The following is a 26344-nucleotide window of genomic DNA, read 5'->3' on the forward strand; positions in this document are numbered from 1 at the left end:
CTCTTCGCGAGCAGGCTCGCTCCCACAGTGGACATCAGTGCTTTTGCATAAGTGAAAAACCGGCGAGGCCTTTCGGACCGCCGCCGGCAAGGTCAATCAGACGCCGAAGCGGTCGCGCAGGGAGTAGTAGACGGCACCCAGTGCGGTAAGCGGTGCGGAGAAGGTGCGACCGCCGAGCATCGGCATGTGCGGCAAGGAGGCAAAGGCGTTGAAGCGTTCGGCGTCGCCGCGGATCATTTCCGAGATCAGTTTGCCGGCCAGGTGCGAGCAGGTGACGCCGTGGCCGCTGTAGCCCTGCATGTAGTAGGCGTTCTTTTCGATGCGGCCGAATTGCGGCATGCGCGACATGGTCAGCAGGAAGTTGCCGGTCCAGCGGTAGTCGATCTTCACGTCCTTGAGCTGCGGAAAGGTCTTGAGGATCTTCGGCCGGATCAGCTGCTCGATATCGTCCGGCTCCCGCGCGCCGTAGACCACACCACCACCGTAAAGCAGGCGGTTGTCAGCGGTGAGGCGGTAGTAATCCAGCAGATAGTTGCAGTCCTCGACGCAGTAATTATTGGTGATCAGGCTGCGCGCCTGCTGCTCGGTCAGCGGTTCGGTGACGACGATCTGCGAGCCGCACGGCATGCTTTTCGCGGTGACGCGATTGTCGAGGCCTTGCGGCAGATAAGCGTTGCCGGCGATCAGCAAATATTTGGCGCGGACCAGACCTTTGGCAGTGCGCACGGTGATCGGCTCGCCGTAGGTGATTTCCACCGCCGCCGATTGCTCGTAGATCTTGCCGCCCAAACGCACGATGGCAGCGGCCTCCCCTAACGCCAGATTCAATGGATGAACGTGGCCGCCCTGCATGTCCAGCAAGCCGCCAACGTAAGCGTCGGAGCCGACTTCGCGACGAATATCCGCTGCATCGAGCATCTTCAGATTGCGGTTGCCGTAGCGCTCCCAATTGCGCTTCTGCTCGGCCAGGCCATTGAGTTGTTTCTTGTTCATCGCCGCGAAAATACCGCCCGGGCGGTAGTCGCACTTGATGTCGTAATCCTTGATGCGCGAACGAATGATGTCGGCGCCTTCAAAGATCATGCTGCCGAGGATTTCTGCAGTCTTGTCGCCGTAGCGCTCTTCGATGACATCGACGTCGCGGCTATAGGAATTGACCAGTTGCCCGCCGTTGCGCCCGCTGGCGCCGTAGCCGACTTTCGCCGCTTCCAGCACCGTGACTTTGTAGCCGGCTTCGCTGAGGAACAGCGCCGAGGACAGGCCGGTATAACCGGCGCCGATGATGCAGACGTCGCAGTCCAGCGCTTCTTCGAGAATCGGGAAGTCGATGACTTCGTTGCGGGTGGCGGCGTAGTAGCTGTTTACGTGTTGCTGTTTCATAGGTTTCTCCGAGGGCCGCCAACCAGGGGCGGCCGCCGCTGTAAAAGAGTCAGAGCTTGATCCAGGTCGCTTTCAGTTCGGTGTACTTGTCGAACGCATGCAGCGATTTGTCGCGACCGTTGCCCGATTGCTTGAAGCCACCGAATGGCGCGGTCATGTCGCCGCCGTCGTACTGGTTGACCCAGACGCTGCCGGCGCGCAGGCCGCGGGCGAAGGTGTGCGCCTTGCTCAGGTTGCTGGTCCACACCCCGGCGGCGAGGCCGAAGATGCTGTCGTTGGCGATCTGCAGGGCTTCTTCGGCAGTGTCGAAGGTGATCAGCGACAGCACCGGGCCGAAGATTTCTTCTTGGGCGATAGTCATCGCATTGGTCACGCCGTCGAAAATCGCTGGCTGCACGTAGAGGCCGCCGGTTTCTTCGAGGGTGCGTTGGCCGCCGGCAATCAACTCGGCGCCCTGCTCGCGGCCGATGCTGATGTAGCGCAGCACGTTGTCCAGTTGACGCTGGTCGACCACGGCGCCGACGGTGGTCGCCGGATCAAGCGCGTGCCCCGGTTTCCACGCTTGCAGCGCTTCCACCAGCAGCGGAATGAACTGCTCGCGAATCGAGCGCTCGACCAGCAGACGCGAGCCGGCAGTGCAGACTTCGCCCTGGTTGAAGGCGATGGCACTGGCTGCTGCCTGGGCTGCCGCGCGCAGATCCAGTGCGTCGGCGAACACCACGTTCGGGCTTTTGCCGCCGGCCTCAAGCCAGACGCGTTTCATGTTGCTTTGGCCCGCGTAGATCATCAGTTGCTTGGCGATCGCCGTGGAGCCGGTGAAGGCCAGCACGTCGACGTCCATGTGCAACGCCAGTGCCTTGCCGACGGTGTGGCCGTAGCCCGGCAGCACGTTGAACACGCCCTTTGGAATGCCCGCCTCCAGCGCCAGTTGCGCGATGCGGATGGCGGTCAGCGGTGATTTTTCCGAAGGTTTGAGGATGAACGAGTTACCCGCCGCCAGCGCCGGGGCGAACTTCCAGCTGGCCATGATCAGCGGGAAATTCCACGGCACGATCGCCGCGACCACACCCGAGGGCTCACGGGTGACGAGGCCAAGTTGGTCGTGCGGGGTGGCGGCGACTTCGTCGTAAATCTTGTCGATGGCCTCGGCGCTCCAGCGGATCGCGTTGGCGGTCGCCGGGATGTCGATGCTCATCGAATCGCTGATCGGCTTGCCCATGTCGAGGGTTTCCAGCAGTGCCAGTTCTTCCTGGTGCTGCAGGATCAGATCGGCGAAGCGGATCAGCACGCGCTTGCGCTCGGCCGGGGCTTTTTTCGCCCAGATGCCGGAGTTGAAGGACTGGCGCGCGGCTTCGACGGCGAGGTTGGCGTCGGCTTCATCGGTGCTGGCGACGGCAGCAAGAAAGCGGCCGTCGACCGGGCTCAGGCATTCGAAAGTGTCGCCGCTGATCGCCGGGCGATATTCACCGTTGATGAAGGCGCGGGATTCGATGGACAGAGACTGGAAGCGTTGTTCCCAGTCGTTGCGGGTTGTGGTCATTGTTTTTGAGCTCGACAAGGGGGAATTTGGGGGTTGGTCTGGTTGCTTTGCCTGGCCGGGAATCGCTGCCCTCACCCTAGCCCTCTCCCAGAGGGAGAGGGAACCGATCGGGGGATGTCTGGTAACTGCGCCGACCTGAAAAATCTTTGCCGAATCCATCATCGACTGGATCGTTCAGGTCGCCGGATATCTCCAGACGACGCGGTCAGTCCCCTCTCCCCTCCGGGAGAGGGTTAGGGTGAGGGGCTTTTGATCTTCAGACCGTATGCAGATACCAGTTGTACTCAAGGTCAGAAATCGAGTTCTCGAACTCGGCCAGCTCGCTTTCCTTGCACGCGACGAATACGTCGATGTACATCGGGTCGATGTAGCGCGCCATGACTTCGCTGTCGTCGAGTTCGCGCAAGGCGTCGCGCAGGTTGTTCGGCAGGCTCTGCTCGTTCTGCTCGTAGCTATTACCTTCGACCGGGGCGCCTGGCTCGATCTGGTTGGTAAGCCCGTGGTGGATACCGGCCAGCACCGACGCCATCAGCAGGTACGGGTTGGCATCGGCACCGGCGACGCGGTGCTCGATGCGCACGGCGTCCGCTGAACCGGTCGGCACGCGCACGGCCACAGTGCGGTTGTCGATGCCCCAGCTCGGCGAGTTCGGCACATAGAACTGCGCGCCGAAGCGGCGATAGGAGTTGACGTTCGGGCAGAGGAACGCCATTTGCGCCGGCAGGGTCTCGAGCACACCGCCGATCGCGTGACGCAGTGCGGCGTTCTGCTCGGGATCCTCGCTGGCGAAGATGTTGTTGCCTTCTTTGTCCAGAATCGAGATGTGCACGTGCAAACCATTGCCGGCCTGGCCCGGATAAGGCTTGGCCATGAAAGTCGTGTCCATCTCGTGGTCGTAGGCGATGTTCTTCACCAGACGCTTGAGCAGGACCGCGTAATCGCACGCCTTGATCGGGTCGGAGACGTGATGCAGGTTGACTTCGAACTGCGCCGGGGCGCTCTCCTTGACGATGGCATCCGCCGGGATGCCCTGCTCTTTCGCGCCTTCGAGGATGTCTTGCAGGCAGTCAACGTATTCGTCGAGATCGTCGATCAGGTAAACCTGGGTCGACACCGGACGCTTACCGGATACCGGTGAACGTGGCGATTGCGGACGGCCATTCACGTTGTCCTGGTCGATCAGGTAGAACTCGAGTTCGAACGCCGCGCAGATGGTCAGGCCGAGGTCGTCGAATTTGCGCACAACGTTGGCCAGTACTTCACGCGGGTCAGCGAAGAACGGCTGACCTTCGATCTCGTGCATGGTCATCAGCAGTTGAGCGGTCGGGCGTTTTTGCCACGGCTCGATGCTCAGGGTGCCGGGGATCGGGTAGCAGATGCGATCGGCATCGCCGATATCCAGGCCCAGACCGGTGCTTTCCACCGTCGAGCCGTTGATGTCCAGCGCAAAGAGCGACGCCGGCAGGTTGATGCCTTTTTCGTACACCTTATGAAGACTGGTGCGTTCGATGCGCTTGCCGCGCACCACACCGTTCATATCCGCAATCAGAAGGTCGACGTACAAAACCTCAGGATATTTCTTAAGGAATGCGTTGGCTTCGTTGAGTTGAACGGTACGCAGAGGGACCGACATGATGCACCTATTTAGCTGTTAATTATTATGTTCACCACCGTGTTGCGCAGCCAGTCAATCCGAAAGGCAAAGTGAAGTCAATAGCGAACACCCTGCCCTGCAGCCTTTATTTTTCGGGCTTTTCTTAACACTCTCGAGCCATATCTACCGGCAAACCCCGGTAAACCTAAGCGATTTGATGAACGGCGTTTAGAATTTTTTACATGACAGTTGTTAATTAAAATCAACGAGGCTAAGCTCCGGAAAAGCTCGTTCAAGTGACAGACTTCGAGGTGAATAAAAATGGCATTCAAGCCATTGATCGGCGTTACTGCGTGCGTCAAACAGATTGGCCTGCACCCCTATCACATCAGCGGCGACAAGTACGTACGTGCTGTCAGCGTTGGCGCTCAAGGGTTGCCGGTGGTCATTCCTTCCCTCGGCAACCTGACTGAAATCGATGACCTGCTCGGTCAGCTCGACGGTCTGTTGCTCACCGGCTCTCCCTCGAACGTGGAGCCCTTCCACTATCAAGGCCCGGCCAGCGCCCCCGGCACGGATCATGATCCGGCCCGCGACGCCACCACCCTTCCTTTATTGCGTGCAGCCATCGCGGCGGGCGTTCCGGTGCTCGGCATCTGCCGTGGCTTCCAGGAAATGAACGTGGCCTTCGGCGGCAGCCTGCATCAAAAGGTGCACGAGCTGCCCGGCATGCTCGACCACCGTGAAGCCGACAGCCCGGATGTGGCCGTGCAATACGCACCAGCCCATGCGGTCAGCGTGATCGCTGGCGGCGTGTTCGAAGCGCTGGAGCTGCCCGACGAATTTCAGGTCAATTCGATTCACAGCCAAGGCATCGACCGCCTCGCCCCCGGTCTGCGTGCTGAAGCCGTGGCACCGGATGGATTGATCGAAGCGATCTCGGTCGAGCACAGCCCGACTTTCGCCCTCGGCGTGCAATGGCACCCGGAATGGCAAGTGCTGGACAACCCGAACTACCTGAAGATTTTCCAGGCGTTCGGCGCAGCGTGCCGGCAACGGGCGGCGAAGCGCAGTCAGCGCTGACGCAATCCCAGACTCGATAACAATTTACTGCCCCCACGGCTGGCGGATGTGCATCTGCACATCCGTCATTCGTGAACAGCGACACCCGTAATAACAACAAGTACGACCCAGGCAGCCAGGACGGCGGCGCCGAACAAGCCGGATCGGTACGGACAAAGGCCACTCAGGTCAACGCATATCCCCTGTGGGAGCTGACAGGCATTCCGGACCGTTCCGCAATCCACTTAAGCCCGGCCACATTGGCCAGGCACACGACACCTGTTGGGAGTTTCACATGGCAAACGCCTCCAGCACTTACCGCAAGGCACTCGAAGGTCATCAGCAACCGAAAAAGGTGTTGGTGAAAGTCGATCGTGTCACCAAGAAGTTCGACGAAACCGTGGCCGTGGACGATGTGTCCCTGGAGATCCATCAGGGCGAAATCTTCGCGCTGCTGGGCGGTTCCGGTTCGGGCAAATCGACTCTGCTGCGCATGCTCGCCGGTTTCGAGCGGCCGACCGAGGGGCGGATTCTGCTCGATGGCGTGGACATCACCGACATGCCGCCGTACGAGCGGCCGATCAACATGATGTTCCAGTCCTACGCGCTGTTCCCGCACATGACCGTGGCGCAGAACATCGCCTTCGGCCTCAAACAGGATCGTTTGCCGGCCAGCGAAATCGATGCCCGCGTCGAAGAAATGCTGCGTCTGGTGCACATGACCCAATACGCCAAACGCCGCCCGCACCAGTTGTCCGGCGGCCAGCGTCAGCGCGTCGCCCTCGCCCGCTCGTTGGCCAAACGGCCGAAACTGTTGCTGCTCGACGAGCCGATGGGCGCGCTGGATAAAAAGCTGCGTTCGCAGATGCAGCTTGAGCTGGTGGAAATCATCGAGCGCGTTGGTGTGACCTGCGTGATGGTGACCCACGACCAGGAAGAAGCCATGACCATGGCCCAGCGCATTGCGATCATGCACTTGGGCTGGATCGCGCAGATCGGCAGCCCGGTGGACATTTATGAAGCGCCGGTCAGCCGCATGGTCTGCGAATTCATCGGCAACGTGAACGCCTTCGACGGCACCGTGGTGGAAGATCTGGAAGGCCACGCGATCATTCACAGCCCCGACTTGCAGCAGAAGATCTATGTCGGTCACGGCGTCAGCACGTCGGTGCAGGACAAGTCGATCACTTACGCCATTCGCCCGGAAAAAATGCTCGTCAGCACCACCCAACCGGAGTTCCGCTACAACTGGTCCGAAGGCAAGGTCCACGACATCGCCTACCTCGGCGGCCATTCGGTGTTCTACGTCGAGCTGCCCGGCGGCAAGATCGTCCAGTCGTTCATGGCCAATGCCGAGCGGCGTGGCGCGCGGCCGACCTGGGACGACAAAGTCTACGTCTGGTGGGAAGACGACAGCGGCGTGGTGCTGCGCTCATGAGAACTTTCAATCAGCAATTCTTGCGCCTGGTGCCCAGCGGACGAAAACTGGTGATCGGCATTCCGTTCATCTGGCTGTTCCTGTTCTTCATGCTGCCGTTCTTTCTGGTGATGAAGATCAGCTTCTCGGAAGCCGCGCTGTCGATCCCGCCGTACTCGGAGATCTACACCTTCGCCGAACAGAAATTCCAGCTGCTGCTGAACATCGGCAACTACACCCTGCTCGGCGAAGACGAGCTGTACCTGTCGGCGTACCTCGGCTCGCTGAAGGTCGCGGCATTGAGCACGCTGATGTGCCTGGTGATCGGTTTCCCGATGGCGTACGCGATCACCAAGACCGGCAAGGAAACGCAAAATGTCCTGCTGCTGTTGATCATGATGCCGACCTGGACGGCGATCCTGATCCGCGTGTATGCGTGGATGGGCATCCTCAGCAACAACGGTCTGCTCAACGGGTTCCTGATGTGGACCGGGCTCACCGATCACCCGATCGAGATCCTCAACACCAACACTGCCGTCTATATCGGTGTGGTTTACGCGTATCTGCCGTTCATGGTTCTGCCGCTCTACGCCAACCTCGTCAAGCACGACAACAGCCTGCTGGAAGCCGCGCAGGATCTGGGTTCGAGCAACTTCAACAACTTCTGGAAGATCACCGTGCCGCTGGCCAAGAACGGCATCATTGCCGGCTGCATGCTGGTGTTCATTCCGGTGGTCGGCGAGTTCGTGATTCCAGAACTGCTGGGTGGCCCGGAGACGCTGATGATCGGTCGCGTGCTGTGGCAGGAGTTCTTCAATAACCGCGACTGGCCGGTAGCTTCCGCGCTGGCGGTGGTGATGCTGTTGATCCTGATTGTGCCGATTCTGCTGTTCAACCGCAGCCAGGCCAAAGAGATGGAGGCACGGGGATGAAACGCTTCAACTTTTCCAGGTTCATGCTGATCTTCGGCTTGATGTTCATTTATCTGCCGATGCTGATTCTGGTGATCTACTCGTTCAACGCCTCGAAGCTGGTGACGGTGTGGGGTGGCTGGTCAGTGAAGTGGTATGTCGGCCTGCTCGACAACACGCAACTAATGGGCTCGGTGCTGCGCTCGCTGGAGATCGCCTGCTACACCGCGATTGCCGCTGTGGCACTGGGGACGCTGGCGGCGTTCGTGCTGACGCGGGTGACGCGCTTCAAGGGCCGCACGCTGTTTGGTGGCCTGGTGACCGCGCCGTTGGTGATGCCGGAAGTGATCACCGGCCTGTCGCTGTTGCTGCTGTTCGTGGCGATGGCGCAACTGATCGGCTGGCCGCAGGAGCGCGGCATCGTCACCATCTGGATCGCCCACACCACGTTTTGTGCAGCCTATGTCGCGGTGGTAGTCTCCGCGCGCCTTCGCGAGCTGGATCTGTCGATCGAAGAAGCGGCGATGGACCTCGGCGCCAAACCATTCAAAGTGTTTTTCCTGATCACCATTCCCATGATCGCGCCGTCGCTGGCCGCCGGCGGAATGATGTCGTTTGCCTTGTCGCTGGACGATCTGGTGCTGGCGAGTTTCGTTTCCGGGCCGGGCTCGACGACGCTGCCGATGGAAGTGTTCTCGGCGGTGCGCCTGGGCGTTAAACCCGAGATCAACGCCGTGGCCAGCCTGATTCTACTGGCGGTATCGCTGGTGACTTTCCTGGTCTGGTACTTCGGCCGCAAGGCCGAAGCCAATCGCAAACGGGCGATCCAGGAAGCGATGGATCAGACCGCAAACGAGTCGTGGCAACAGCCGGCAACGGCGACTGCCTGAGCAACACCGATGAACAACTGTGGCGAGGGGATTTATCCCCGTTGGGCTGCGAAGCGGCCCCTGCAGTTCTACCTGAAGACTCCGTATTCAGGTTTTGCGACTGCTACGCAGCCGAGCGGGGATAAATCCCCTCGCCACAAGGTTCAAGTGCACCGAGCTTTTGTGTTTTTGAATAAGAAGAAGGGAGTTGTACCGATGAAAATGTTTGGCAGGACTCTGCTGACACTGTCCTTAATGGGCGCGATGGTCATGGGCGCCCAGGCCAACGACAAGGTGCTGCGTGTTTACAACTGGTCCGATTACATCGCGCCGGACACCGTGAAGAAATTCGAAGACGAGACCGGCATTCGCGTGACCTACGACGTCTTCGACAGCAACGAAACCCTTGAAGCGCGCCTGCTCGCAGGCAAATCCGGCTATGACATCGTCGTGCCGTCGAACAGTTTCCTTGCCAAGCAGATCAAAGCCGGCGTCTACCAGCCGCTGGACAAATCGAAGCTGCCGAACTGGAAGAATCTCAATCCGGTGCTGCTGAAAAACGCCGCCGCCAGTGATCCGGACAATGCCCATGCCTTTCCGTACATGTGGGGCTCGATCGGCATCGGTTTCAACCCGGCGAAGGTCAAGGAAGTACTCGGCGCCAACGCCCCGACCAACTCCTGGGACTTGCTGTTCAAACCGGAGAACGCGGAAAAGCTCAAAGCCTGCGGCATCAGTTTCCTCGATTCGCCGACCGAAATGCTTCCGGCTGCCCTGCACTACCTGGGCTATCCGGTGAACGACAAGGACAAGGCGCACATCGCCGAAGCCGAAGCGCTGTTCATGAAAATCCGCCCTTACGTGGCGTACTTCCATTCCTCGAAGTACATCTCCGATCTGGCTAACGGCAACATCTGCGTGGCGGTGGGTTACTCCGGCGACGTCCTGCAGGCCAAGGCCCGCGCGGTGGAATCGGGCAACAACGTGGTGATCGACTACAGCATTCCCAAGGAAGGCGCCGGCAGTTTCTACGACATGGTCGCCATCCCCCGGGATGCGGCGAACGTCGACAACGCCTACCTGTTCATGGATTTCCTGATGCGCCCGGACATCATCGCCGAAGTCACCAACAGCATCGGCTACAGCAACGCCAACGCAGCGGCCACGCCACTGGTGGACGAAGCGATCCGCAACGAACCGGGCTCGTATCCGTCGCAAGCGGTGATGGCGACTTTGTATGCAGTGCCGGATCAGCCGATTGCCACACAGCGGATCATGACGCGCGGCTGGACGCGGGTGAAGCTTGGTAAATAAAAACACCGATGATCAAAATGTGGGAGCGAGCCTGCTCGCGAAGGCGTCGTGTCAGGCGATTGAGATGCCGCATGTGCCGACCCTTTCGCGAGCAGGCTCGCTCCCACAATGAAGCAATGCAGTGCTGAAAATTTTCCGTTCACGCAGCGCCTTACCACCGCTGCACCCTGCTCTGAACGGCCTCACCCGGCTCCCTCGGCTCGGGTGAATTTGCAGGCGCCTTCGGGCGCCTTTTTTTGTCCGTTCAGATCAGCGGCCAGTCCTGCACAACTCGATAGCGGCCCTTGTGCGATTCGAATAAGCCGAAGCGTTCAGGGCGCAGGAAAAACTCCGGCGGCGTGCGCGCTTCCGGCTGCGGCGCGCGGTACTCGCGGGCCAGCGTCAAGTGCGGACGGAACTCGTGGGTGGGTTGTTCAAAACCGAACGGCAGCATCGCCTGCTCCAGCGCGTAAACCAGGCGCAACAGCGCCGGCGGTGCCTGCTCGGGCGCCAGCGACAGCACACCGGCGCGATGCCAGACCTGCAAGCGATCCAGCTCAATACGCAACGTTTCGCCCGGAATACGCACACTGCCCGCTGCTTCGCAGACGCCGTGAATCTGCGCCAACGGCACCGCACCGAGGAACAGCAGAGTCAGATGAAAGTTATCCGCCGGCACCGGTTTGCCGCTGCGCAGGCCCAGCTCCGCGCGCCACTGGGCGATTGCCTTGCGCTGCGCCGGCGGGCAATCCAGGGCAAAGAACAGCCGCTTTGCAGGTTCATCCTTGCGCACCCCATCAATCATTGCCCTGCCCCCTGTTCGTCATGATCACGCCGATTCTACACAGCCTGTTCTGACGACTCGCGACAGGAAGCTATAGTTCAGGGATTGCCATCAACCGGAGGCTGCCATGCGCGAGATCCTCAGCAAAGAACCCTGGTGGGCCCGGCCACCACATCCCGGACAGGACGAAAGCGAACTGGAATGGGGCTGGCTGGTGCATTACAGCGAAGGCGAACCGCGCTTCGAATTCGTCCGCGAGAGGCCCAGCGACGAGCAGATTCGCAACCGCAAAAGTTGCCGGGTCACCCCCTCGCCCGAATGAATAGAGCCCCGTGAGCACTAATCCTGTGGGAGCGAGCCTGCTCGCGAAAGCGGTGTGTCAGATAAAGAAATGTTACTGATACGACGCTTTCGCGAGCAGGCTCGCTCCCACAGGGTTATGCATTGATCAGTGGGGTTGGGTGTCGCCGGCGGCGGTGTCGATGCTGACAACAACTGACATCCCCGGCCGCAAGCGTTCTGCTTCCTGCTGATCGGGATCGATAGTGATGCGCACCGGCACCCGTTGGGCGATCTTGACGAAGTTGCCGGTGGCGTTGTCGGCCTGCAGCAAGGCAAATTCCGAACCGGTGCCCGGCGAAATATGCTGCACATGGCCGGTGAATCTGCGGTGGTTCAAGGCGTCGACGGTGAAGCGCACCGGTTGCCCGACACGTACGTTGGCCATCTGGGTTTCCTTCATGTTGGCGATCACCCATTTCTGGTCCGGGACCAGCGCCATCAACTGCGCGCCGGAGTTGACGTAGGCCCCCAAGCGCACGCCGATCTGCCCGAGCTGGCCGTCGCGCGGGGCGACAATCCGCGTGTTCGACAGATCGATGCGCGCCAGTTGCACCGCTGCTTCGGCACTGGCCACGGCGGCCTCCAGCGAGCCGCGATTGACGATCACCGTTTGCAGATCCTGCCGGGCGATTTCCAGATTGGCCTTGGCCTGCGCCACAGAAGCCGTGCTCTGCGCGTTGGCAGCAAGGGTCACGTCGAACTCGCGTTTGGACACCGAGCCGTCGCGCACCAGTTCCTGATTACGCCGCAGATCGGCCTCGCTCTTGCGCAACTGCGCCTGGCTGTCGGCCAACACTGCCTGGCGCAATTTGATCGTCGCTTCAGCGCTGTTGCGTTGCTGCACGACGTTGGCCAGCCCGGCCTTCTGCACCGCCAGTTGTGCCAGGGACTGGTCGAGGCGTTGCTGATAAATGCGGTCGTCCAGACGCACCAGCAGATCCCCGGCCTTGACGTACTGGAAGTCCTGCACCGGCACCTCGAACACATAGCCGCTGAGCTGCGGGCCGATGATCGTCACCTGCCCGCGCACCAAGGCGTTTTCGGTGGTTTCGACCGCACTGCTGAACGGCGGCAGTTGCCACGCATACAGCACGATCAGGACACCGACGATGGCGATTGCGGCAAAGCCCAGCGAAGATATGATCCGCACCCGCAGCGAACGCGGCGCAGTGTTCGGCGACGATGGCGGCGCTTCCCCTTCAGGCGTGGCGGCGATGGCATTGGTGGTTGTGGTGGTCGGTTCGGTCATGAAGAAGTGGCACCGCTGGGTGGTACGGAAGGTGTCGGTTCAATGGCTTTGGTGGTGCTCATCAGCCACAACGCGCGAATCGAAAGCCAGATCATGGTCAAGACGGCAATGACCGCGATCAGCATGAAGACATCGTTATAGGCCAGCACGTTCGCTTCGCGTGTCGCCGCATTGGCGAGACTGCGCATGCCGGCCAGATTGCGCAGGCTCGGGTCGGCGAGCAAACCGCCGTAGGCCGAACCGCCGCTCTGCACGCGCGCCGCCACCAACGGATCGGACATCACCAGATGATCGACGATGTGGCTGGAGTGGTACTTCTCCCGCACGATCTGAAAGGTGCCAAGCAACGCCGCGCCGAGCAGCCCGCCGAGGTTGTTGCAGATCCCGAACAGCACGGAAAAACTCACCAGGTTGCGCGGATTGGTCAGCACGTTGCGCGTGCCGAAGACCATGGTCGGGCCGAGAAAAAACGTACTGCCGAACGCCAGCAGGAACTGGCTGAAGTAGAGATTTTGCGGGCGGGTCAGGTTGTTGGAAAAACTGTCCATCACCGAACCGGTGGCCATCAGCGCCAGCGAGATGATCAACGGCATCAGCAAGTGTTTGGGGTCGATGGTCAACGCGCTGGTGGCAAGCCCGGCGATACTGCCGATCAGCATCACCACATACAGACTGTGCAACTGCTCATAGCCCATGTTCAGGTTCTGCATGAAACCGACCGCGCCGGTGGATTGCTCCGAGGTGACCATGCGAATCAGGGTCACCGCCAGCGCCAGGCGAATCATCGTTCCGCTGCCCAGCCACCGCGTCATCAGCATCGGGTTGCTGCGGTTGTGCTCAATAGCCAGGCCCATGATGATCAGCGCGATCGAGCAGGCCAGCGCCACGCCGATCCAGTCCGCCTCCAGCCACCAGTCGATGCGCCCCAGCGACAGCACCGCGCACAACAACGCCACACCGGTGGCGAGGATGGCGAAGGTCAGGAAGTCGAGTTTTTCGAAGGTCTTGAAGCGGTCACCGGGCGGCAACTTCAGCAGCAACACACAGCCGAGTGACAGCAGGGCCATGCCCAATTCGAACAGATAGAGGCCGCGCCATTCGGCGATCTGCAACAGGTCTTCGGAGAACAGCCGCGCCAGCGGCAACGCCAATTGCGACGTGCCGAGGCCGAGTACCAACGCTTTGAGCCGCCACTTCGCCGGGAACGCCTGCACCATGTAATACAGACCCAGCGAGCTCAGCGCCGCACCGACCATGCCGTGGGCAGCCCGCACCGCCACTGCCGAGTTGAGATCGTTGACGAACAAATGGCCGAAGGTCACCAGCGCATACAGCACCAGAAACACTTCGGTGAACGCGCGCAAGCCGAATTGCTGGCGAAACTTCACCAGCAGCAGGTTCATCGACACGTTGGTCATCACATACGCCGCCGGCAACCAGGCCATTTCCGCCGTGGTCGCGCCGAGCGAGCCTTGCAGGTAAGGCAGGTTGGCAACCACCAGCGAGTTGCCTAATCCACCGGTCACCGCCACCAGCACGCCAACCGCCGCGTACGCCAGGCGCTTGGGCGTGGAGTGCAGCGGTGTCGACGGAGAACCGGGCAGGCTGGGCTTTTCGTGGGGTTGCCAGTTGCGCGGGGCGTATTTATCCATGGAGCGGCCTGGTGCTGGGGGTGAGGGAAGTTTGCCGCAATTTCACGGGCAACACACGACTCGACAGACACCAAGGAACCCTGTGGGAGCGAGCCTGCTCGCGAAAGCGCTGTGTCAGTCGACAACTTCATTGATTGAAAGTCCGCATTCGCGAGCAGGCTCGCTCCCACATGGGTTCGGCGTCGCATGGGAGGTCATCGTATAACTTCCAGTTGACAATCCCTGAAAATCTGGGAAATATCCGCATCGATGTTGTACGACGACGTATGACAAATAATAAAAACAACAAACGATCCAGGGAGCGTCACAGTGAGCCCACTCGCCCGCAATTCCGTCCGCCCTTCACGTTTTGCCCATTTCAAGCCGCGTTCGACCCTCAGCCTGATCGGTTGCAGCAGCCTCGCTCTGGCCTTGCCCATGAGCGCTGATGCCGAAGGCTTTCTCGACGACAGCAAAGCTACGCTGAACCTGCGCAACGCCTACTTCAACCGCAACTTCGTCAACCCGGCCTATCCGCAGGGCAAGGCTGAAGAGTGGACGCAGAGCTTCATTCTCGACGCCAAATCCGGCTTCACCCAAGGCACCGTCGGCTTCGGCCTCGATGTGCTCGGGCTGTATTCGCAAAAGCTCGATGGCGGCAAAGGCACTGGCGGTACGCAGTTGTTGCCGATTCATGATGACGGTCGCCCGGCCGACAATTTCGGTCGCCTCGGCGTGGCGCTGAAAGCCAAAGTCTCGAAGACCGAATTGAAAGTCGGTGAATGGATGCCGGTGCTGCCGATCCTGCGCTCCGACGACGGCCGCTCCCTGCCGCAGACCTTTCGCGGTGGCCAAATCACGTCCACTGAAATCAACGGCCTGACCGTGTACGGTGGCCAGTTCCGTGGCAACAGCCCGCGCAACGACGCGAGCATGGAAGACATGTCGATGAACGGCCGCGGTGCATTCACCTCCGATCGCTTCAACTTCGGCGGCGGCGAATACACCTTCAACGAAAAACGCACGATGGTCGGCGTGTGGTACGCCGAGCTCACCGACATCTATCAGCAGCAGTATTTCAACCTCAGCCACAGCCAGCCGATGGGCGACTGGACGCTGGGCGCCAACCTCGGTTTCTTCACCGGCAAGGAAGACGGCAGCGCTCAGGCCGGCGACCTCGACAACAAGACCGCGTTCGCCCTGCTCTCGGCGAAATATGGTGGCAACACCTTCTACGTCGGCCTGCAGAAACTCACCGGCGACGATGCCTGGATGCGCGTCAACGGCACCAGCGGCGGCACCCTGGCCAACGACAGTTACAACGCCAGTTATGACAACGCCAAAGAGCGCTCCTGGCAGGTGCGTCACGACTACAACTTCGTTGCGCTGGGCGTGCCTGGCCTGACCCTGATGAACCGCTATATCAGCGGCGATAACGTACACACCGCCACCACCAACGACGGCAAGGAATGGGGCCGCGAATCGGAACTGGCCTACACCGTGCAGAGCGGCCCGCTGAAGAACCTCAACGTGAAATGGCGCAACGCGACCATTCGCCGGGACTTCAGCACCAACGAATTTGACGAGAACCGGATTTTTATCAGCTATCCGATTTCGTTGTTGTAAGGGTTGGCGGTTTGCCCTGTGGGAGCGAGCGTGCTCGCGAAAACGCCGGACCAGTCGACTTGTTCTGACTGGCACAACGCCTTCGCGAGCAGGCTCGCTCCCACAAGGGGATTGCATTGCAAGTCGGGTATAGGGTGTTGAGAAAATGAATCGCCCCTTCCGTCATCTACACCAAAAGTCGCGTTGACAAGATCCGGAAACCCTACCGATACTTCAGCGCAGTCATACGACAACCTACAACAAACCTAATAACAATGTGTTCAGGGATTGCCATGACGTCTACCTCTACCCCCCGCGCTCCTTTCAATCGCCTGCTGCTGACCGGTGCCGCCGGAGGCCTGGGCAAAGTCCTGCGCGAACGCCTGCGCCCTTATGCCAAGGTGCTGCGCCTGTCCGACATTGCAGCCCTCGCCCCGGCCGTCGATGACCACGAAGAAGTCGTGCTCTGCGACCTCGCCGACAAGCAAGCCGTGCATCAACTGGTCGAAGGAGTCGATGCGATCCTGCATTTCGGCGGCGTTTCGGTTGAGCGGCCGTTCGAAGAAATCCTCGGCGCCAACATCTGCGGCGTGTTCCACATTTACGAAGCGGCACGCAAGCACGGTGTGAAGCGGGTGATCTTCGCCAGCTCCAACCACGTCATCGGTTTCTACAAACAGGACGAGAAACTCGACGCCATATCTCCACGCCGCCCCGACGGTTACTACGGCTTGTCCAAGTCCTACGGCGAAGACATGGCCAGTTTCTACTTCGATCGCTACGGTATCGAAACCGTCAGCATCCGCATCGGCTCCTCGTTCCCCGAACCGCAGAACCGCCGGATGATGCACACCTGGCTGAGCTTCGACGATCTCACGCAACTGCTCGAACGCTCGCTGTACACCCCAAATGTCGGCCACACCGTGGTCTACGGCATGTCCGCCAACAAAGACGTCTGGTGGGACAACCGCTACGCCAGCCACCTCGGTTTCGAAGCCAAGGACACCTCGGAAGTGTTCCGCGACAAGGTCGAAGCGCAACCGATGCCAGCCGACGATGATCCGGCGCGGATCTATCAGGGCGGCGCCTTCGTCGCAGCAGGCCCGTTTGGCGATTGATCGCTCGACTTGATCCCCCTCCAATAAAAACCATGGGAATGAGTATGCAAGCCGAATTGATCGTCGACGCCCGCAACGCGGTCGGTGAAAGCCCGGTCTGGGTGCCGCAGGAAAACGCCCTGTACTGGGTCGATATTCCCAACGGCGGGCTGCAACGCTGGAGCGCTGACACCGGGCACGTCGCCTCGTGGAAAGCCCCGCAAATGCTCGCCTGCATCAGCCGCCACCGCAGTGGCGGCTGGGTCGCCGGCATGGAAAGCGGTTTCTATCGCCTGCACCCGCACAGCGACGGCAGCCTCGACAGCGAATTGCTCGCCACCGTCGGGCACAGCCGCGCGGACATGCGCCTCAACGACGGTCGCTGTGATCGCCAAGGTCGTTTCTGGGCGGGCAGCATGGTGCTGAATATGGGCCAGAACGCGCCTGAAGGCCGGCTCTATCGCTACGGCGCCGGGCAGACTGGCGTGATCGAAGCGCAGCTGGATGGCTTCATCGTGCCCAACGGCCTCGCCTTCAGCCACGACGGCAAAACCATGTACCTGTCGGACTCGCACCCCAACGTGCAACTGATCTGGGCCTTCGATTACGACACCGAGACCGGCACGCCATCGAATCGCCGAATCTTCGTCGACATGAATCACTTCCCCGGCCGCCCCGATGGCGCTGCCGTGGATGCCGAAGGCTGCTACTGGATCTGCGCCAACGACGCCGGCCTGATTCACCGCTTCGCCCCGGACGGTCGTCTGGATTTTTCACTGGAAGTACCGGTGAAGAAACCGACCATGTGTGCCTTCGGCGGCAGCAACCTGGACACCTTGTTTGTCGCCTCGATTCGCCCCGGCGATGACCACGATCCGCAATCCCTGGCCGGCGGCGTGTTCGCCCTGAAGCCAGGCATCAAGGGCCTCGCCGAACCGCAATTCAACGATTTGCTTTAGACCCTCTGCTGCACCGCTGCGCCTTGAACACAAAAATAACAAGACTGGAGACTCACCCCCCATGAACTTCAAACGCACCTTGCTCGCCGCTGCACTCCCGCTGATGTTCACCTTTGCTGGTGGCGCTCAGGCAGATATGAAACTCAAATTCGCTGATATTCATCCAGACGGTTACCCAACTGTGGTGGCCGAAAAGAGCATGGGCAAAACGCTTGAAAAGGAAACCAACGGCGAGCTGACCTTCCAGTACTTCCCGGGCGGAGTGCTCGGTTCCGAGAAGGAAGTCATCGAGCAGATGCAAGTCGGCGCGATACAGATGTCCCGGGTCAGCCTGGGTATCGTCGGCCCCGTGGTGCCGGATGTGAACGTGTTCAACATGCCGTTCATTTTCCGCGACCAGCAACACATGCGTAACGTCATCGATGGCCCGGTGGGCGATGAGATTCTCGACAAGATCACCAACTCCGAATTCAAATTGGTGGCCCTGGCGTGGATGGACGGCGGCACGCGCAACATCTACACCAAGAAACCGGTGCGCAAGCTCGAAGACCTCAAGGGCATGAAAATCCGCGTACAAGGCAACCCGATGTTCATCGACATGATGAACGCCATGGGCGGTAACGGTATCGCCATGGACACCGGGGAAATCTTCAGCGCCCTGCAGACCGGCGTGATCGACGGCGCGGAAAACAACCCGCCGACCCTGCTCGAACACAACCACTTCCAGAACGCCAAGTTCTACAGCCTGACCGGTCACCTGATCCTGCCAGAGCCGATCGTGATGTCGAAAATCACCTGGGAAAGACTCACTCCGGATCAACAGAAGATGGTGAAAACGGCGGCCAAAGCTGCCCAGGCTGAAGAACGCGTGTTGTGGGACAAGAAGTCCGCCGCCAGTGAAGAAAAACTCAAGGCCGCCGGCGTCGAGTTCATCACCGTTGACAAGAAACCCTTCTACGACGCCACCGCTCCGGTACGTGAAAAGTACGGTGCGAAGTACGCAGATCTGATCAAAAAGATCGAAGCCGTTCAGTAACACCTCCCGCTCCGTACTCATGAAAAAGGCCCGGCGCGCCAGCGGTTCAGGCGCGCCCGGTTACGGTGGAACCCGATGAAGAATCTGCTGCTGCGTATCAACGACAAGATCTACATGACGTGCATCTGGGTCGCCGGCCTTTCCGTCCTGGCGATTTCCCTGATGATTCCCTGGGGCGTCTTCGCCCGCTACGTGCTCGGCACCGGTTCGAGCTGGCCAGAGCCGACGGCGATCCTGCTGATGATGGTGTTCACCTTCATCGGCGCCGCCGCCAGTTACCGCGCCGGTGCGCACATGGCCGTGGCCATGCTCACCGACCGCATGCCACCGCAGCTGAAATCCGCAGCAGCGATTTTTTCGCAACTGCTGATGGCGGCAATCTGCATCTTCATGACCATCTGGGGCACCAAGCTGTGCATCTCCACCTGGAACCAGTTCATGGCCGCCCTGCCCGATCTGCGCGTTGGCGTGACCTATCTGCCGATCCCCGTGGGCGGCCTGCTGACGCTCATTTTTGTTCTGGAAAAACTCTTGCTCGGTGACCAGAGCAAACGGCGGGTCGTGCAGTTCGACCTGGTTGAAGAAAGTGAAGGTGCCGCTTAATGGACGCTCTGATTCTGCTGGGCAGTTTTATCGTATTGATCCTGATCGGCATGCCGGTCGCCTACGCGTTGGGCGCCGCTGCGCTGATCGGCGCATGGTGGATCGACATTCCCTTCCAGGCGGTGATGATCCAGGTCGCCTCGGGGGTGAACAAATTCTCGCTGCTGGCCATTCCGTTCTTCGTCCTGGCCGGCGCGATCATGGCCGAGGGCGGCATGTCCCGGCGGCTGGTGGCATGTGCGGGGGTGCTGGTGGGTTTCGTCCGCGGTGGCCTGTCGCTGGTCAACATTGTTGCCTCGACTTTCTTCGGCGCGATCTCCGGTTCGTCGGTGGCTGACACGGCGTCGGTGGGTTCGGTGCTGATTCCGGAAATGGAACGCAAGGGCTATCCACGGGACTTCTCCACCGCCGTGACCGTCAGCGGTTCGGTGCAAGCCCTGCTGACTCCGCCAAGCCATAACTCGGTGCTCTACTCCCTGGCTGCAGGCGGTACGGTGTCGATCGCTTCGCTGTTCATGGCCGGCATCGTCCCGGGCCTGCTGATGAGCGCCTGCCTGATGGTGCTGTGCCTGATCTTCGCGAAAAAGCGCAACTACCCCAAGGGCGAAGTGATCCCGATGCGCCAGGCGCTGAAGATCGTCGGCGAAGCCCTGTGGGGCATGATGGCGATGGTGATCATCCTCGGCGGCATTCTCTCGGGTATTTTCACCGCCACTGAATCGGCGGCCATCGCGGTGCTGTGGTCATTCTTCGTGACCATGTTCATCTACCGCGACTACAAATGGAGCGAGCTGCCCAAGCTGATGCACCGCACGGTGCGCACCATCTCCATTGTGATGATCCTGATCGGTTTCGCCGCCAGCTTCGGCTACATCATGACCCTGATGCAGATCCCGGCGAAGATCACCACGCTGTTCCTGACCCTGTCGGACAACCGCTACGTGATCCTGATGTGCATCAACGTGATGTTGCTGCTGTTGGGCACGGTGATGGACATGGCGCCGCTGATCCTGATCCTCACGCCGATCCTGATGCCAGTGATCATGGGCATCGGTGTCGATCCGGTGCAGTTCGGCATGATCATGCTGGTCAACCTGGGGATCGGATTGATAACACCGCCGGTGGGCGCTGTGCTCTTCGTCGGCTCGGCGGTGGGCAAGGTCAGTATCGAAAGCACCGTAAAAGCGCTGCTGCCGTTCTATGGCGTGCTGTTCCTGGTGCTGCTGCTGGTGACCTACGTTCCAGCGATTTCGCTGTGGCTGCCGCACCTGGTGTTGTAACCCGCTGAAAAGATCGCAGCTCCTGCAGGAATCGCATTCCCCTGTAGGAGCTGTCGAGTGCAACGAGGCTGCGATCTGTTGATCTTCACGCCCGCACCAGCATGTACCCCGCCACCACCAGACAGACACTGGCAAACCCCACCTGCAACGCCCGCGCCGGCACCTGCGCGCACAGCCTGCGACCGACGATCATGCCAACGATGCTGGCGACAATGAACGCCGCACCCTGACTGTCGATACGCACCCCCGCATGAAACGCGCCGATCACCCCGATCGCGGAAATCAGACTGATCACCATCAACGACGTCGCAACGATGCCGCGCATCTGCACATCGGTCAGTTGCTTGAACGCCGGCACAATCAGGAAGCCGCCGCCGACGCCAAGTAAACCCGAAACCACGCCGGTAATCGCGCCCAGTGCAGCAAGGGTGGCGGTGCATTTGGCGGTCCAGTCGAAGCGCCCGGTCTGCTCGTTGAGCATGCAGTTTTTCTGGCCCCAACTGGCGTGGCCGTGATCGCTCGGCCCCGCTTGCTGACGGTCCTTTCTGAACATTCGCCAGGCGACCAAGACCATCAGCAGACTGAACAGCATCATCAGAATCTTTTCCGGCAACTGATGCGCGAAGTAGATCCCCAGCGGCGAAAACACCGCACCCAACGCGGCGATCAACAGCGCCGCGCGGTAACGGACCAGGCCATGGCGCAAACCGTCGATCGCACCGACCGCTGCCGCGCTGCCGACCGCAAACAAGGCCACCGGCGCCGCTTGCGTCATCGTCCAGCCGAGCCCGAGCACCAGCGCCGGCACCGCGAGAATCCCGCCGCCCGCGCCGGTCAGGCCGAGGACCAAACCCATCACCACTCCAAACAGACTTGCCAGCAACATAGGAGTTTTCTCAGTCGACCCTGGACAGACGCGTCAGCCACTCGCGGCCCTTGAGCATGCCGTGCCAGTAGAACCACGGCAGCAGCGTCGCCTTCAGCCACCATGCCGAACGGCGGGCCACGGTCGGGTCCAGCGGGAAGGTCGGCAGCAGTTTGCCGCCATAGCCGAACTCGGCGAGGATCACCTTGCCCTTCTCCACCGTCAGCGGGCACGAGCCGTAGCCGTCGTACTTGAGCGGCAGCGGCTGTTGTTTGCGCGCGGCCAGCAGGTTCTGCGCAACGACGACAACCTGCTTGCGCACCGCTGCGGCAGTTTTCGCATTGCTGGTGCCGCAGATATCGCCCAGTGCGAACACCTCGGGATAGCGCGGATGCTGCAAGCTGTGTGGATCGACTTCGCACCAACCGCCGGCATCGGCCAGCGGACTCTGTGCGATGAAATCCGGCGCGACTTGTGGCGGCACGACGTGCAGCAGGTCGAAGGTTTTCGCGACCCGGCTGACATTGCCGTCGGCGTCCTTGACTTCAAACCACGCGGTTTTTGCCGGGCCGTCGACCTTGACCAGATTCGAGTTGAACGCCAGTTGCGCGTCGTACTGTTCGATGTACTTCATCAACGGCGGCACGAAGGTCGGCACGCCAAACAGCGCAGCGCCAGCGAGATTGAATTCAACCTTGATGTCTTTCAGCACGGCGGATTTGCGCCAGTGATCGCAAGACAGGTACAGGGCTTTTTGCGGCGCGCCGGCGCATTTGATCGGCATCGCCGGCTGGGTGAACAGCGCCCGGCCATCGCGCAGTTTCTGCACTTGATCCCAGGTGTACTGGGCGTGTTGATAGCTGTAGTTGGAGGTGACGCCGTGCTGGCCGAGGCTTTCCTGCAAGCCTTCGATTTTCTCCCAGGCCAGGCGCAGGCCGGGGCAGACGATCAGGTTCTGATAGCTGACGGTGCGCTGGTCGTCGAGGGTGAGTTGGCGGCTTTGCGGGTCGATGGCGCTGACACTGGCCTGAATCCACGTCGCCTGACGCGGCATGACTTTGCTCATCGGCCTGACCGTGTCCTTCACGTCAAACGCGCCACCGCCGACCAGCGTCCACGCCGGTTGATAGTAGTGCTGTGAACTCGGTTCGATCACGGTGACTTTAAGCTGCGGGTCACGCTTGAGCAGGCTGGCGACAAAACCGATGCCGGCCGTGCCACCGCCGATGACCACGATGTCCGCACTGATGGATAGGCCCCAGTGTTGATCGTTCATTGCTTGTTCCTTTTGCTGCACGCAAGGATTTTTTGGCTCACCACAACAACCAATGTGGGAGCGAGCCTGCTCGCGAAAGCGGTGGCTCAGTCAACTATTCGTCGGCTGACACGCCGCCTTCGCGAGCAGGCTCGCTCCCACAGGAGATGTTTGTGAGGGCTGGCATTTATGGCTGTTCCCAGCTCTTGAGTACCGCTCCGCAATAAAGCCCCGAGAGGGTTTTCATCACCTGAATCACTTCGTGACTGGCCAGGCCATAGAAAATGTATTTGCCTTCACGGCGGGTCGCGACCAGCCCTTCGTCGCGCAAGATGCCCAGTTGTTGGGACAGCGTCGGCTGGCGTACGCCGGTCATTTTTTCCAGCTCGCCGACGTTGCGTTCGCCCTGGGTCAGTTGACAGAGGATCAACAGGCGATCCTCATTGGCCAGGGCTTTGAGCAAGGCGCAGGCTTTAGACGCCGAGGCGCGCAGTTGGGCGACTTCACATTCGGTCAGACTGGATTGCATTTGCACGAGGCCTTGAAGGTCACTTAAGCTGCGAACATTATGTTTTTACATAAAGTGTTGCAACCCGAAATTACCCAGCACAGGTTTTCGCCATGCCCGCCCTGATTGAAGCGTTCCTCGACCCCGCCTCCTCGACCTACAGCTACGTGGTCTACGAAGCCGACGGCGGCCAGTGCGCGATCGTCGACCCGGTGCTCGATTACGATGGCGCCGCCGGGCGCACCGGCACGGCGCAGGCGGACAAGATCATCGCTTTCGTGCGTGTGCACCGGCTGCAAGTGCAATGGCTACTGGAAACCCACGCCCACGCCGATCACCTCTCCGCCGCGCCGTACCTGCGTCGTGAACTGGGCGGCAAGATCGCCATCGGTGAATCGATCAGCAAAGTGCAGAATGTGTTCAAGGCGCTGTTCAATCTGGAGCCGGAATTTTGCGTCGATGGCTCGCAGTTCGATCACCTGTTCGCGCCGAACGAGTCATTCATGATCGGCAACCTCAAGGCCACCGCCCTGCACGTCCCCGGCCATACGCCAGCGGACATGGCCTACCTGATCGACGGCGAACAGATCCTCGTCGGCGACACGCTGTTCATGCCCGATGTCGGCACCGCGCGCTGTGATTTCCCCGGTGGCAATGCGCAGCACTTGTTCAAGTCGATCCAGAAGCTGTTGGCGTTTCCGGCCAGCGTGAAGCTTTACGTTTGCCACGATTACCCGCCCGAGGGCCGCGCCTCGCAGTGCCAGACCACTGTCGGCGAACAGCGCAAAAGCAATATTCATGTGCATGACGGGATCGATGAAGCGGCGTTCGTGGAGATGCGCACGACACGTGACGCTGGGTTAGGCATGCCGACGTTGCTGCTGCCGGCGATTCAGGTGAACGTGCGGGCGGGGAATATGCCGGCGCCTGAGGACAACGGCGTGGTTTACCTGAAGATTCCGCTTAACAAACTCTGACCACGCTGATTCACGCGCGGAGCCAACTGATCGTTCCCACGCGCAGCAAAGGAATGCCGCCAGGGACGCTCCGCGTTCCGCCTCAAGAAGTGACGCAGAGCGTCACGGGATGCATTCCCACGCGGAGCGTGGGAACGATCGGCGAATCGAGCTGCCGTGGCTGCGATGTTTTGATCTTCACGTCCCCAACGTCAAACCGTTCGCAGGCAACGGCAACGCGGTCTTATAACGCACCTGCTTCAGCGCAAAGCTCGATCGGATGTTCGCCACCCCCGGCACCTTGGTCAGAAAATCCATCATGAAGCGTTCCAGCGACTGAATGCTCGGCACCAGCACACGGATCAGATAATCCGGGTCGCCGGCCATCAGATAGCACTCCATCACCTCCGGCCGATCAGAAATCGCCTCCTCGAAGTGCTGCAGCGCTTCCTCCACCTGCTTTTCCAGGCTGACGTGAATGAACACGTTCACGTGCAGCCCCAGCAGATCGGCATCCAGCAGCGTGACCTGCTCGCGAATCAAGCCCAATTCTTCCATGGCCTTGACCCGGTTGAAGCACGGCGTCGGCGACAGGTTCACCGAGCGAGCGAGGTCGGCGTTGGTGATGCGCGCGTTCTCCTGAAGGCTGTTAAGAATGCCGATGTCGGTACGGTCCAGTTTGCGCATGAGACAAAACCACCTGTTTTTTATGTTTATGCAGAATTTCTATCTGCAAATGGTCGCCAGCGCAACGAAACACAGAGAAATATTCTTCTTGGCCACGCCTATGATTGTTGTAGGACAAGATTTCCTCATCCCGGAATGACTGCCAGCTCACTACAAGAAATTCACAAAATCGAGCGTAGAAGCCATGACCCAAGCGTATGAACCGCTGCGCCTGCACGTCCCTGAACCCTCGGGCCGTCCCGGCTGCAAAACCGATTTTTCCTACCTGCATCTGACCGATGCCGGTACGGTGCGCAAACCCCCTGTCGATGTAGAACCTGCCGATACCGCCGACCTCGCCCGTGGCCTGATTCGCGTGCTTGACGATCAGGGCAACGCCCTCGGCCCGTGGGCCGAAAACGTGCCGGTCGAGATCCTGCGCAAAGGCATGCGCGCGATGCTCAAGACGCGCATCTACGACAACCGCATGGTCGTCGCCCAGCGGCAGAAAAAGATGTCGTTCTACATGCAGAGCCTTGGCGAAGAAGCCATCGGCAGCGCCCAGGCATTGGCGCTGAACATCGACGACATGTGCTTCCCGACCTATCGCCAGCAAAGCATCCTCATGGCCCGCGATGTACCGCTGGTCGACCTGATCTGCCAGTTGCTGTCCAACGAGCGCGATCCGCTCAAGGGCCGCCAGTTGCCGATCATGTACTCGGTCAAGGACGCTGGCTTCTTCACCATTTCCGGCAACCTCGCCACCCAATTCATTCAGGGCGTTGGCTGGGGCATGGCCTCGGCGATCAAGGGCGACACCAAAATCGCCTCGGCGTGGATCGGCGACGGCGCCACCGCCGAATCGGATTTCCACACCGCCCTCACCTTCGCCCACGTTTATCGGGCGCCGGTGATCCTCAACGTGGTCAACAACCAGTGGGCGATTTCCACCTTCCAGGCCATCGCCGGCGGTGAAGCCACGACTTTCGCCGGACGCGGCGTCGGCTGCGGCATCGCCTCGCTGCGTGTCGATGGCAACGACTTCTACGCGGTCTACGCCGCTTCCGCCTGGGCTGCCGAACGCGCCCGGCGCAACCTCGGCCCGACCATGATCGAATGGGTCACCTACCGCGCCGGCCCGCACTCGACCTCCGACGACCCATCGAAATACCGCCCTGCCGATGACTGGAGCCACTTCCCGCTCGGCGATCCGATCGCGCGTCTGAAACAGCACCTGATCAAGGTCGGTCACTGGTCAGAGGAAGAGCACGCCGCCGTCAGCGCCGAACTCGAAGCCGAAGTGATTGCCGCGCAGAAACAGGCCGAACAGTACGGCACCCTCGCCGGCGGGCAGATTCCGAGCGCCGCGACCATGTTCGAAGACGTCTACAAAGAGATGCCGGAGCACTTGAAGCGCCAGCGTCAGCAGTTGGGGATCTGAC

At 60.5% G+C, this 26344-nt stretch carries 24 protein-coding genes; 14 read left to right on the forward strand and 10 right to left on the reverse strand.

All coding sequences use genetic code 11. The annotated features are described in order from the left end of the window. Positions 1-96: 96 nt before the first annotated feature. From AB4O45_RS02540 to AB4O45_RS02550, 3 genes are all read right to left on the reverse strand, one after another. Positions 97-1380 carry an NAD(P)/FAD-dependent oxidoreductase gene (locus tag AB4O45_RS02540; protein ID WP_024013330.1) on the reverse strand — a complete coding sequence of 428 codons (1284 nt, stop codon included), beginning with the start codon at positions 1378-1380 and terminating at the stop codon, positions 97-99. A gap of 49 nt (positions 1381-1429) precedes the next feature. After that, positions 1430-2920, reverse strand: coding sequence for an aldehyde dehydrogenase (locus AB4O45_RS02545; protein ID WP_460161029.1), 1491 nt, complete (start codon positions 2918-2920; stop codon positions 1430-1432). Positions 2921-3176: 256 nt separating this feature from the next. Further along, on the reverse strand, positions 3177-4553 hold the full coding sequence (locus AB4O45_RS02550) for a glutamine synthetase family protein (RefSeq protein WP_007918694.1): 1377 nt from the start codon (positions 4551-4553) through the stop codon (positions 3177-3179). A 282-nt stretch (positions 4554-4835) separates the two neighbouring features. Between AB4O45_RS02550 and AB4O45_RS02555 the strand changes: the two genes are divergently transcribed. The 5 genes from AB4O45_RS02555 (at position 4836) to AB4O45_RS02575 (ending at position 10087) form a co-directional block, all read left to right on the forward strand. Then, on the forward strand, positions 4836-5597 hold the full coding sequence (locus AB4O45_RS02555) for a gamma-glutamyl-gamma-aminobutyrate hydrolase family protein (RefSeq protein WP_150741092.1): 762 nt from the start codon (positions 4836-4838) through the stop codon (positions 5595-5597). Positions 5598-5871: 274 nt separating this feature from the next. Beyond that, positions 5872-7014, forward strand: coding sequence for an ABC transporter ATP-binding protein (locus AB4O45_RS02560; RefSeq protein ID WP_039763289.1), 1143 nt, complete (start codon positions 5872-5874; stop codon positions 7012-7014). Then, positions 7011-7925, forward strand: coding sequence for an ABC transporter permease subunit (locus AB4O45_RS02565; protein ID WP_024013334.1), 915 nt, complete (start codon positions 7011-7013; stop codon positions 7923-7925). Before AB4O45_RS02560 ends, AB4O45_RS02565 begins: the two co-directional genes overlap by 4 nt. Then, entirely contained in the window at positions 7922-8794 is an 873-nt protein-coding gene (locus tag AB4O45_RS02570; RefSeq protein WP_252876523.1) for an ABC transporter permease subunit, read from the forward strand. Before AB4O45_RS02565 ends, AB4O45_RS02570 begins: the two co-directional genes overlap by 4 nt. Before the next feature lie 195 nt (positions 8795-8989). After that, entirely contained in the window at positions 8990-10087 is a 1098-nt protein-coding gene (locus AB4O45_RS02575) for a polyamine ABC transporter substrate-binding protein (RefSeq protein ID WP_095182000.1), read from the forward strand. A 244-nt stretch (positions 10088-10331) separates the two neighbouring features. On the opposite strand, the gene thpR is transcribed toward AB4O45_RS02575, so the two are convergent. Further along, positions 10332-10871, reverse strand: coding sequence for an RNA 2',3'-cyclic phosphodiesterase (gene thpR, locus AB4O45_RS02580; RefSeq protein ID WP_460161030.1), 540 nt, complete (start codon positions 10869-10871; stop codon positions 10332-10334). A gap of 106 nt (positions 10872-10977) precedes the next feature. Here thpR and AB4O45_RS02585 point away from each other — a divergent pair, with 106 nt between their 5' ends. Next, on the forward strand, positions 10978-11172 hold the full coding sequence (locus AB4O45_RS02585; protein ID WP_024013337.1) for a hypothetical protein: 195 nt from the start codon (positions 10978-10980) through the stop codon (positions 11170-11172). Between the two features lie 126 nt (positions 11173-11298). Here AB4O45_RS02585 and AB4O45_RS02590 read toward each other — a convergent pair whose 3' ends face one another. Then, entirely contained in the window at positions 11299-12441 is a 1143-nt protein-coding gene (locus AB4O45_RS02590) for an HlyD family secretion protein (RefSeq protein WP_041480937.1), read from the reverse strand. Continuing rightward, a complete protein-coding gene (locus tag AB4O45_RS02595) occupies positions 12438-14093 on the reverse strand; it encodes an MFS transporter (RefSeq protein ID WP_056789076.1) in 1656 nt (551 codons plus the stop codon). Before AB4O45_RS02595 ends, AB4O45_RS02590 begins: the two co-directional genes overlap by 4 nt. Positions 14094-14402: 309 nt before the next feature. Here AB4O45_RS02595 and AB4O45_RS02600 point away from each other — a divergent pair, with 309 nt between their 5' ends. The 6 genes from AB4O45_RS02600 (at position 14403) to AB4O45_RS02625 (ending at position 20652) form a co-directional block, all read left to right on the forward strand. After that, entirely contained in the window at positions 14403-15698 is a 1296-nt protein-coding gene (locus AB4O45_RS02600) for an OprD family porin (protein ID WP_130899229.1), read from the forward strand. A gap of 272 nt (positions 15699-15970) precedes the next feature. Then, on the forward strand, positions 15971-16795 hold the full coding sequence (locus AB4O45_RS02605; RefSeq protein ID WP_252867827.1) for an NAD-dependent epimerase/dehydratase family protein: 825 nt from the start codon (positions 15971-15973) through the stop codon (positions 16793-16795). A 44-nt stretch (positions 16796-16839) separates the two neighbouring features. After that, positions 16840-17733: an SMP-30/gluconolactonase/LRE family protein gene (locus AB4O45_RS02610; RefSeq protein WP_460161031.1), complete on the forward strand. Its 894-nt coding sequence runs from the start codon at positions 16840-16842 to the stop codon at positions 17731-17733. A gap of 61 nt (positions 17734-17794) precedes the next feature. Next, positions 17795-18769 carry a TRAP transporter substrate-binding protein gene (locus AB4O45_RS02615; RefSeq protein WP_150634991.1) on the forward strand — a complete coding sequence of 325 codons (975 nt, stop codon included), beginning with the start codon at positions 17795-17797 and terminating at the stop codon, positions 18767-18769. A gap of 75 nt (positions 18770-18844) precedes the next feature. Then, positions 18845-19372, forward strand: coding sequence for a TRAP transporter small permease (locus tag AB4O45_RS02620; RefSeq protein ID WP_056789065.1), 528 nt, complete (start codon positions 18845-18847; stop codon positions 19370-19372). Continuing rightward, on the forward strand, positions 19372-20652 hold the full coding sequence (locus AB4O45_RS02625; RefSeq protein WP_016775191.1) for a TRAP transporter large permease: 1281 nt from the start codon (positions 19372-19374) through the stop codon (positions 20650-20652). Before AB4O45_RS02620 ends, AB4O45_RS02625 begins: the two co-directional genes overlap by 1 nt. An 85-nt stretch (positions 20653-20737) precedes the next feature. Here the strand turns inward: AB4O45_RS02625 and AB4O45_RS02630 are convergent, their stop codons facing one another. The 3 genes from AB4O45_RS02630 to AB4O45_RS02640 all read right to left on the reverse strand — a co-directional run bounded on the left by AB4O45_RS02630 (position 20738) and on the right by AB4O45_RS02640 (position 23301). Further along, positions 20738-21538 (reverse strand): sulfite exporter TauE/SafE family protein, encoded by an 801-nt coding sequence (locus AB4O45_RS02630; RefSeq protein ID WP_236168611.1) that lies wholly within the window; start codon positions 21536-21538, stop codon positions 20738-20740. Positions 21539-21548: 10 nt separating this feature from the next. Beyond that, positions 21549-22793: an NAD(P)/FAD-dependent oxidoreductase gene (locus tag AB4O45_RS02635; protein WP_460161032.1), complete on the reverse strand. Its 1245-nt coding sequence runs from the start codon at positions 22791-22793 to the stop codon at positions 21549-21551. Positions 22794-22959: 166 nt separating this feature from the next. Further along, on the reverse strand, positions 22960-23301 hold the full coding sequence (locus AB4O45_RS02640) for an ArsR/SmtB family transcription factor (protein ID WP_016775194.1): 342 nt from the start codon (positions 23299-23301) through the stop codon (positions 22960-22962). Between the two features lie 92 nt (positions 23302-23393). Between AB4O45_RS02640 and AB4O45_RS02645 the strand changes: the two genes are divergently transcribed. Further along, complete coding sequence (locus AB4O45_RS02645; RefSeq protein ID WP_460161033.1) at positions 23394-24257, forward strand: MBL fold metallo-hydrolase; 864 nt, start codon at positions 23394-23396, stop codon at positions 24255-24257. A 177-nt stretch (positions 24258-24434) separates the two neighbouring features. On the opposite strand, the gene bkdR is transcribed toward AB4O45_RS02645, so the two are convergent. After that, positions 24435-24923 carry a Bkd operon transcriptional regulator BkdR gene (bkdR, locus tag AB4O45_RS02650; protein ID WP_039762201.1) on the reverse strand — a complete coding sequence of 163 codons (489 nt, stop codon included), beginning with the start codon at positions 24921-24923 and terminating at the stop codon, positions 24435-24437. Between the two features lie 184 nt (positions 24924-25107). On the opposite strand from bkdR, the gene AB4O45_RS02655 reads away from it, so the two are divergent. Further along, a complete protein-coding gene (locus AB4O45_RS02655) occupies positions 25108-26343 on the forward strand; it encodes a 3-methyl-2-oxobutanoate dehydrogenase (2-methylpropanoyl-transferring) subunit alpha (RefSeq protein ID WP_071172847.1) in 1236 nt (411 codons plus the stop codon). Position 26344 lies beyond the last annotated feature (1 nt).

It is taken from the genome of Pseudomonas sp. S2_B10, from assembly GCF_054668425.1.

Coding starts and splice junctions, on each gene's coding strand:
- AB4O45_RS02540 (WP_024013330.1), bottom strand. CDS start 1,380: ATGAAACAGCAACACGTAAACAGCTACTACGCCGCCACCCGCAACGAA.
- AB4O45_RS02570 (WP_252876523.1), top strand. CDS start 7,922: ATGAAACGCTTCAACTTTTCCAGGTTCATGCTGATCTTCGGCTTGATG.
- thpR (WP_460161030.1), bottom strand. CDS start 10,871: ATGATTGATGGGGTGCGCAAGGATGAACCTGCAAAGCGGCTGTTCTTT.
- AB4O45_RS02545 (WP_460161029.1), bottom strand. CDS start 2,920: ATGACCACAACCCGCAACGACTGGGAACAACGCTTCCAGTCTCTGTCC.
- AB4O45_RS02595 (WP_056789076.1), bottom strand. CDS start 14,093: ATGGATAAATACGCCCCGCGCAACTGGCAACCCCACGAAAAGCCCAGC.
- AB4O45_RS02605 (WP_252867827.1), top strand. CDS start 15,971: ATGACGTCTACCTCTACCCCCCGCGCTCCTTTCAATCGCCTGCTGCTG.
- AB4O45_RS02620 (WP_056789065.1), top strand. CDS start 18,845: ATGAAGAATCTGCTGCTGCGTATCAACGACAAGATCTACATGACGTGC.
- bkdR (WP_039762201.1), bottom strand. CDS start 24,923: ATGCGCAAACTGGACCGTACCGACATCGGCATTCTTAACAGCCTTCAG.
- AB4O45_RS02630 (WP_236168611.1), bottom strand. CDS start 21,538: ATGTTGCTGGCAAGTCTGTTTGGAGTGGTGATGGGTTTGGTCCTCGGC.
- AB4O45_RS02590 (WP_041480937.1), bottom strand. CDS start 12,441: ATGACCGAACCGACCACCACAACCACCAATGCCATCGCCGCCACGCCT.
- AB4O45_RS02550 (WP_007918694.1), bottom strand. CDS start 4,553: ATGTCGGTCCCTCTGCGTACCGTTCAACTCAACGAAGCCAACGCATTC.
- AB4O45_RS02645 (WP_460161033.1), top strand. CDS start 23,394: ATGCCCGCCCTGATTGAAGCGTTCCTCGACCCCGCCTCCTCGACCTAC.
- AB4O45_RS02565 (WP_024013334.1), top strand. CDS start 7,011: ATGAGAACTTTCAATCAGCAATTCTTGCGCCTGGTGCCCAGCGGACGA.
- AB4O45_RS02610 (WP_460161031.1), top strand. CDS start 16,840: ATGCAAGCCGAATTGATCGTCGACGCCCGCAACGCGGTCGGTGAAAGC.
- AB4O45_RS02585 (WP_024013337.1), top strand. CDS start 10,978: ATGCGCGAGATCCTCAGCAAAGAACCCTGGTGGGCCCGGCCACCACAT.
- AB4O45_RS02640 (WP_016775194.1), bottom strand. CDS start 23,301: ATGCAATCCAGTCTGACCGAATGTGAAGTCGCCCAACTGCGCGCCTCG.
- AB4O45_RS02625 (WP_016775191.1), top strand. CDS start 19,372: ATGGACGCTCTGATTCTGCTGGGCAGTTTTATCGTATTGATCCTGATC.
- AB4O45_RS02635 (WP_460161032.1), bottom strand. CDS start 22,793: ATGAACGATCAACACTGGGGCCTATCCATCAGTGCGGACATCGTGGTC.
- AB4O45_RS02555 (WP_150741092.1), top strand. CDS start 4,836: ATGGCATTCAAGCCATTGATCGGCGTTACTGCGTGCGTCAAACAGATT.
- AB4O45_RS02575 (WP_095182000.1), top strand. CDS start 8,990: ATGAAAATGTTTGGCAGGACTCTGCTGACACTGTCCTTAATGGGCGCG.
- AB4O45_RS02560 (WP_039763289.1), top strand. CDS start 5,872: ATGGCAAACGCCTCCAGCACTTACCGCAAGGCACTCGAAGGTCATCAG.
- AB4O45_RS02615 (WP_150634991.1), top strand. CDS start 17,795: ATGAACTTCAAACGCACCTTGCTCGCCGCTGCACTCCCGCTGATGTTC.
- AB4O45_RS02655 (WP_071172847.1), top strand. CDS start 25,108: ATGACCCAAGCGTATGAACCGCTGCGCCTGCACGTCCCTGAACCCTCG.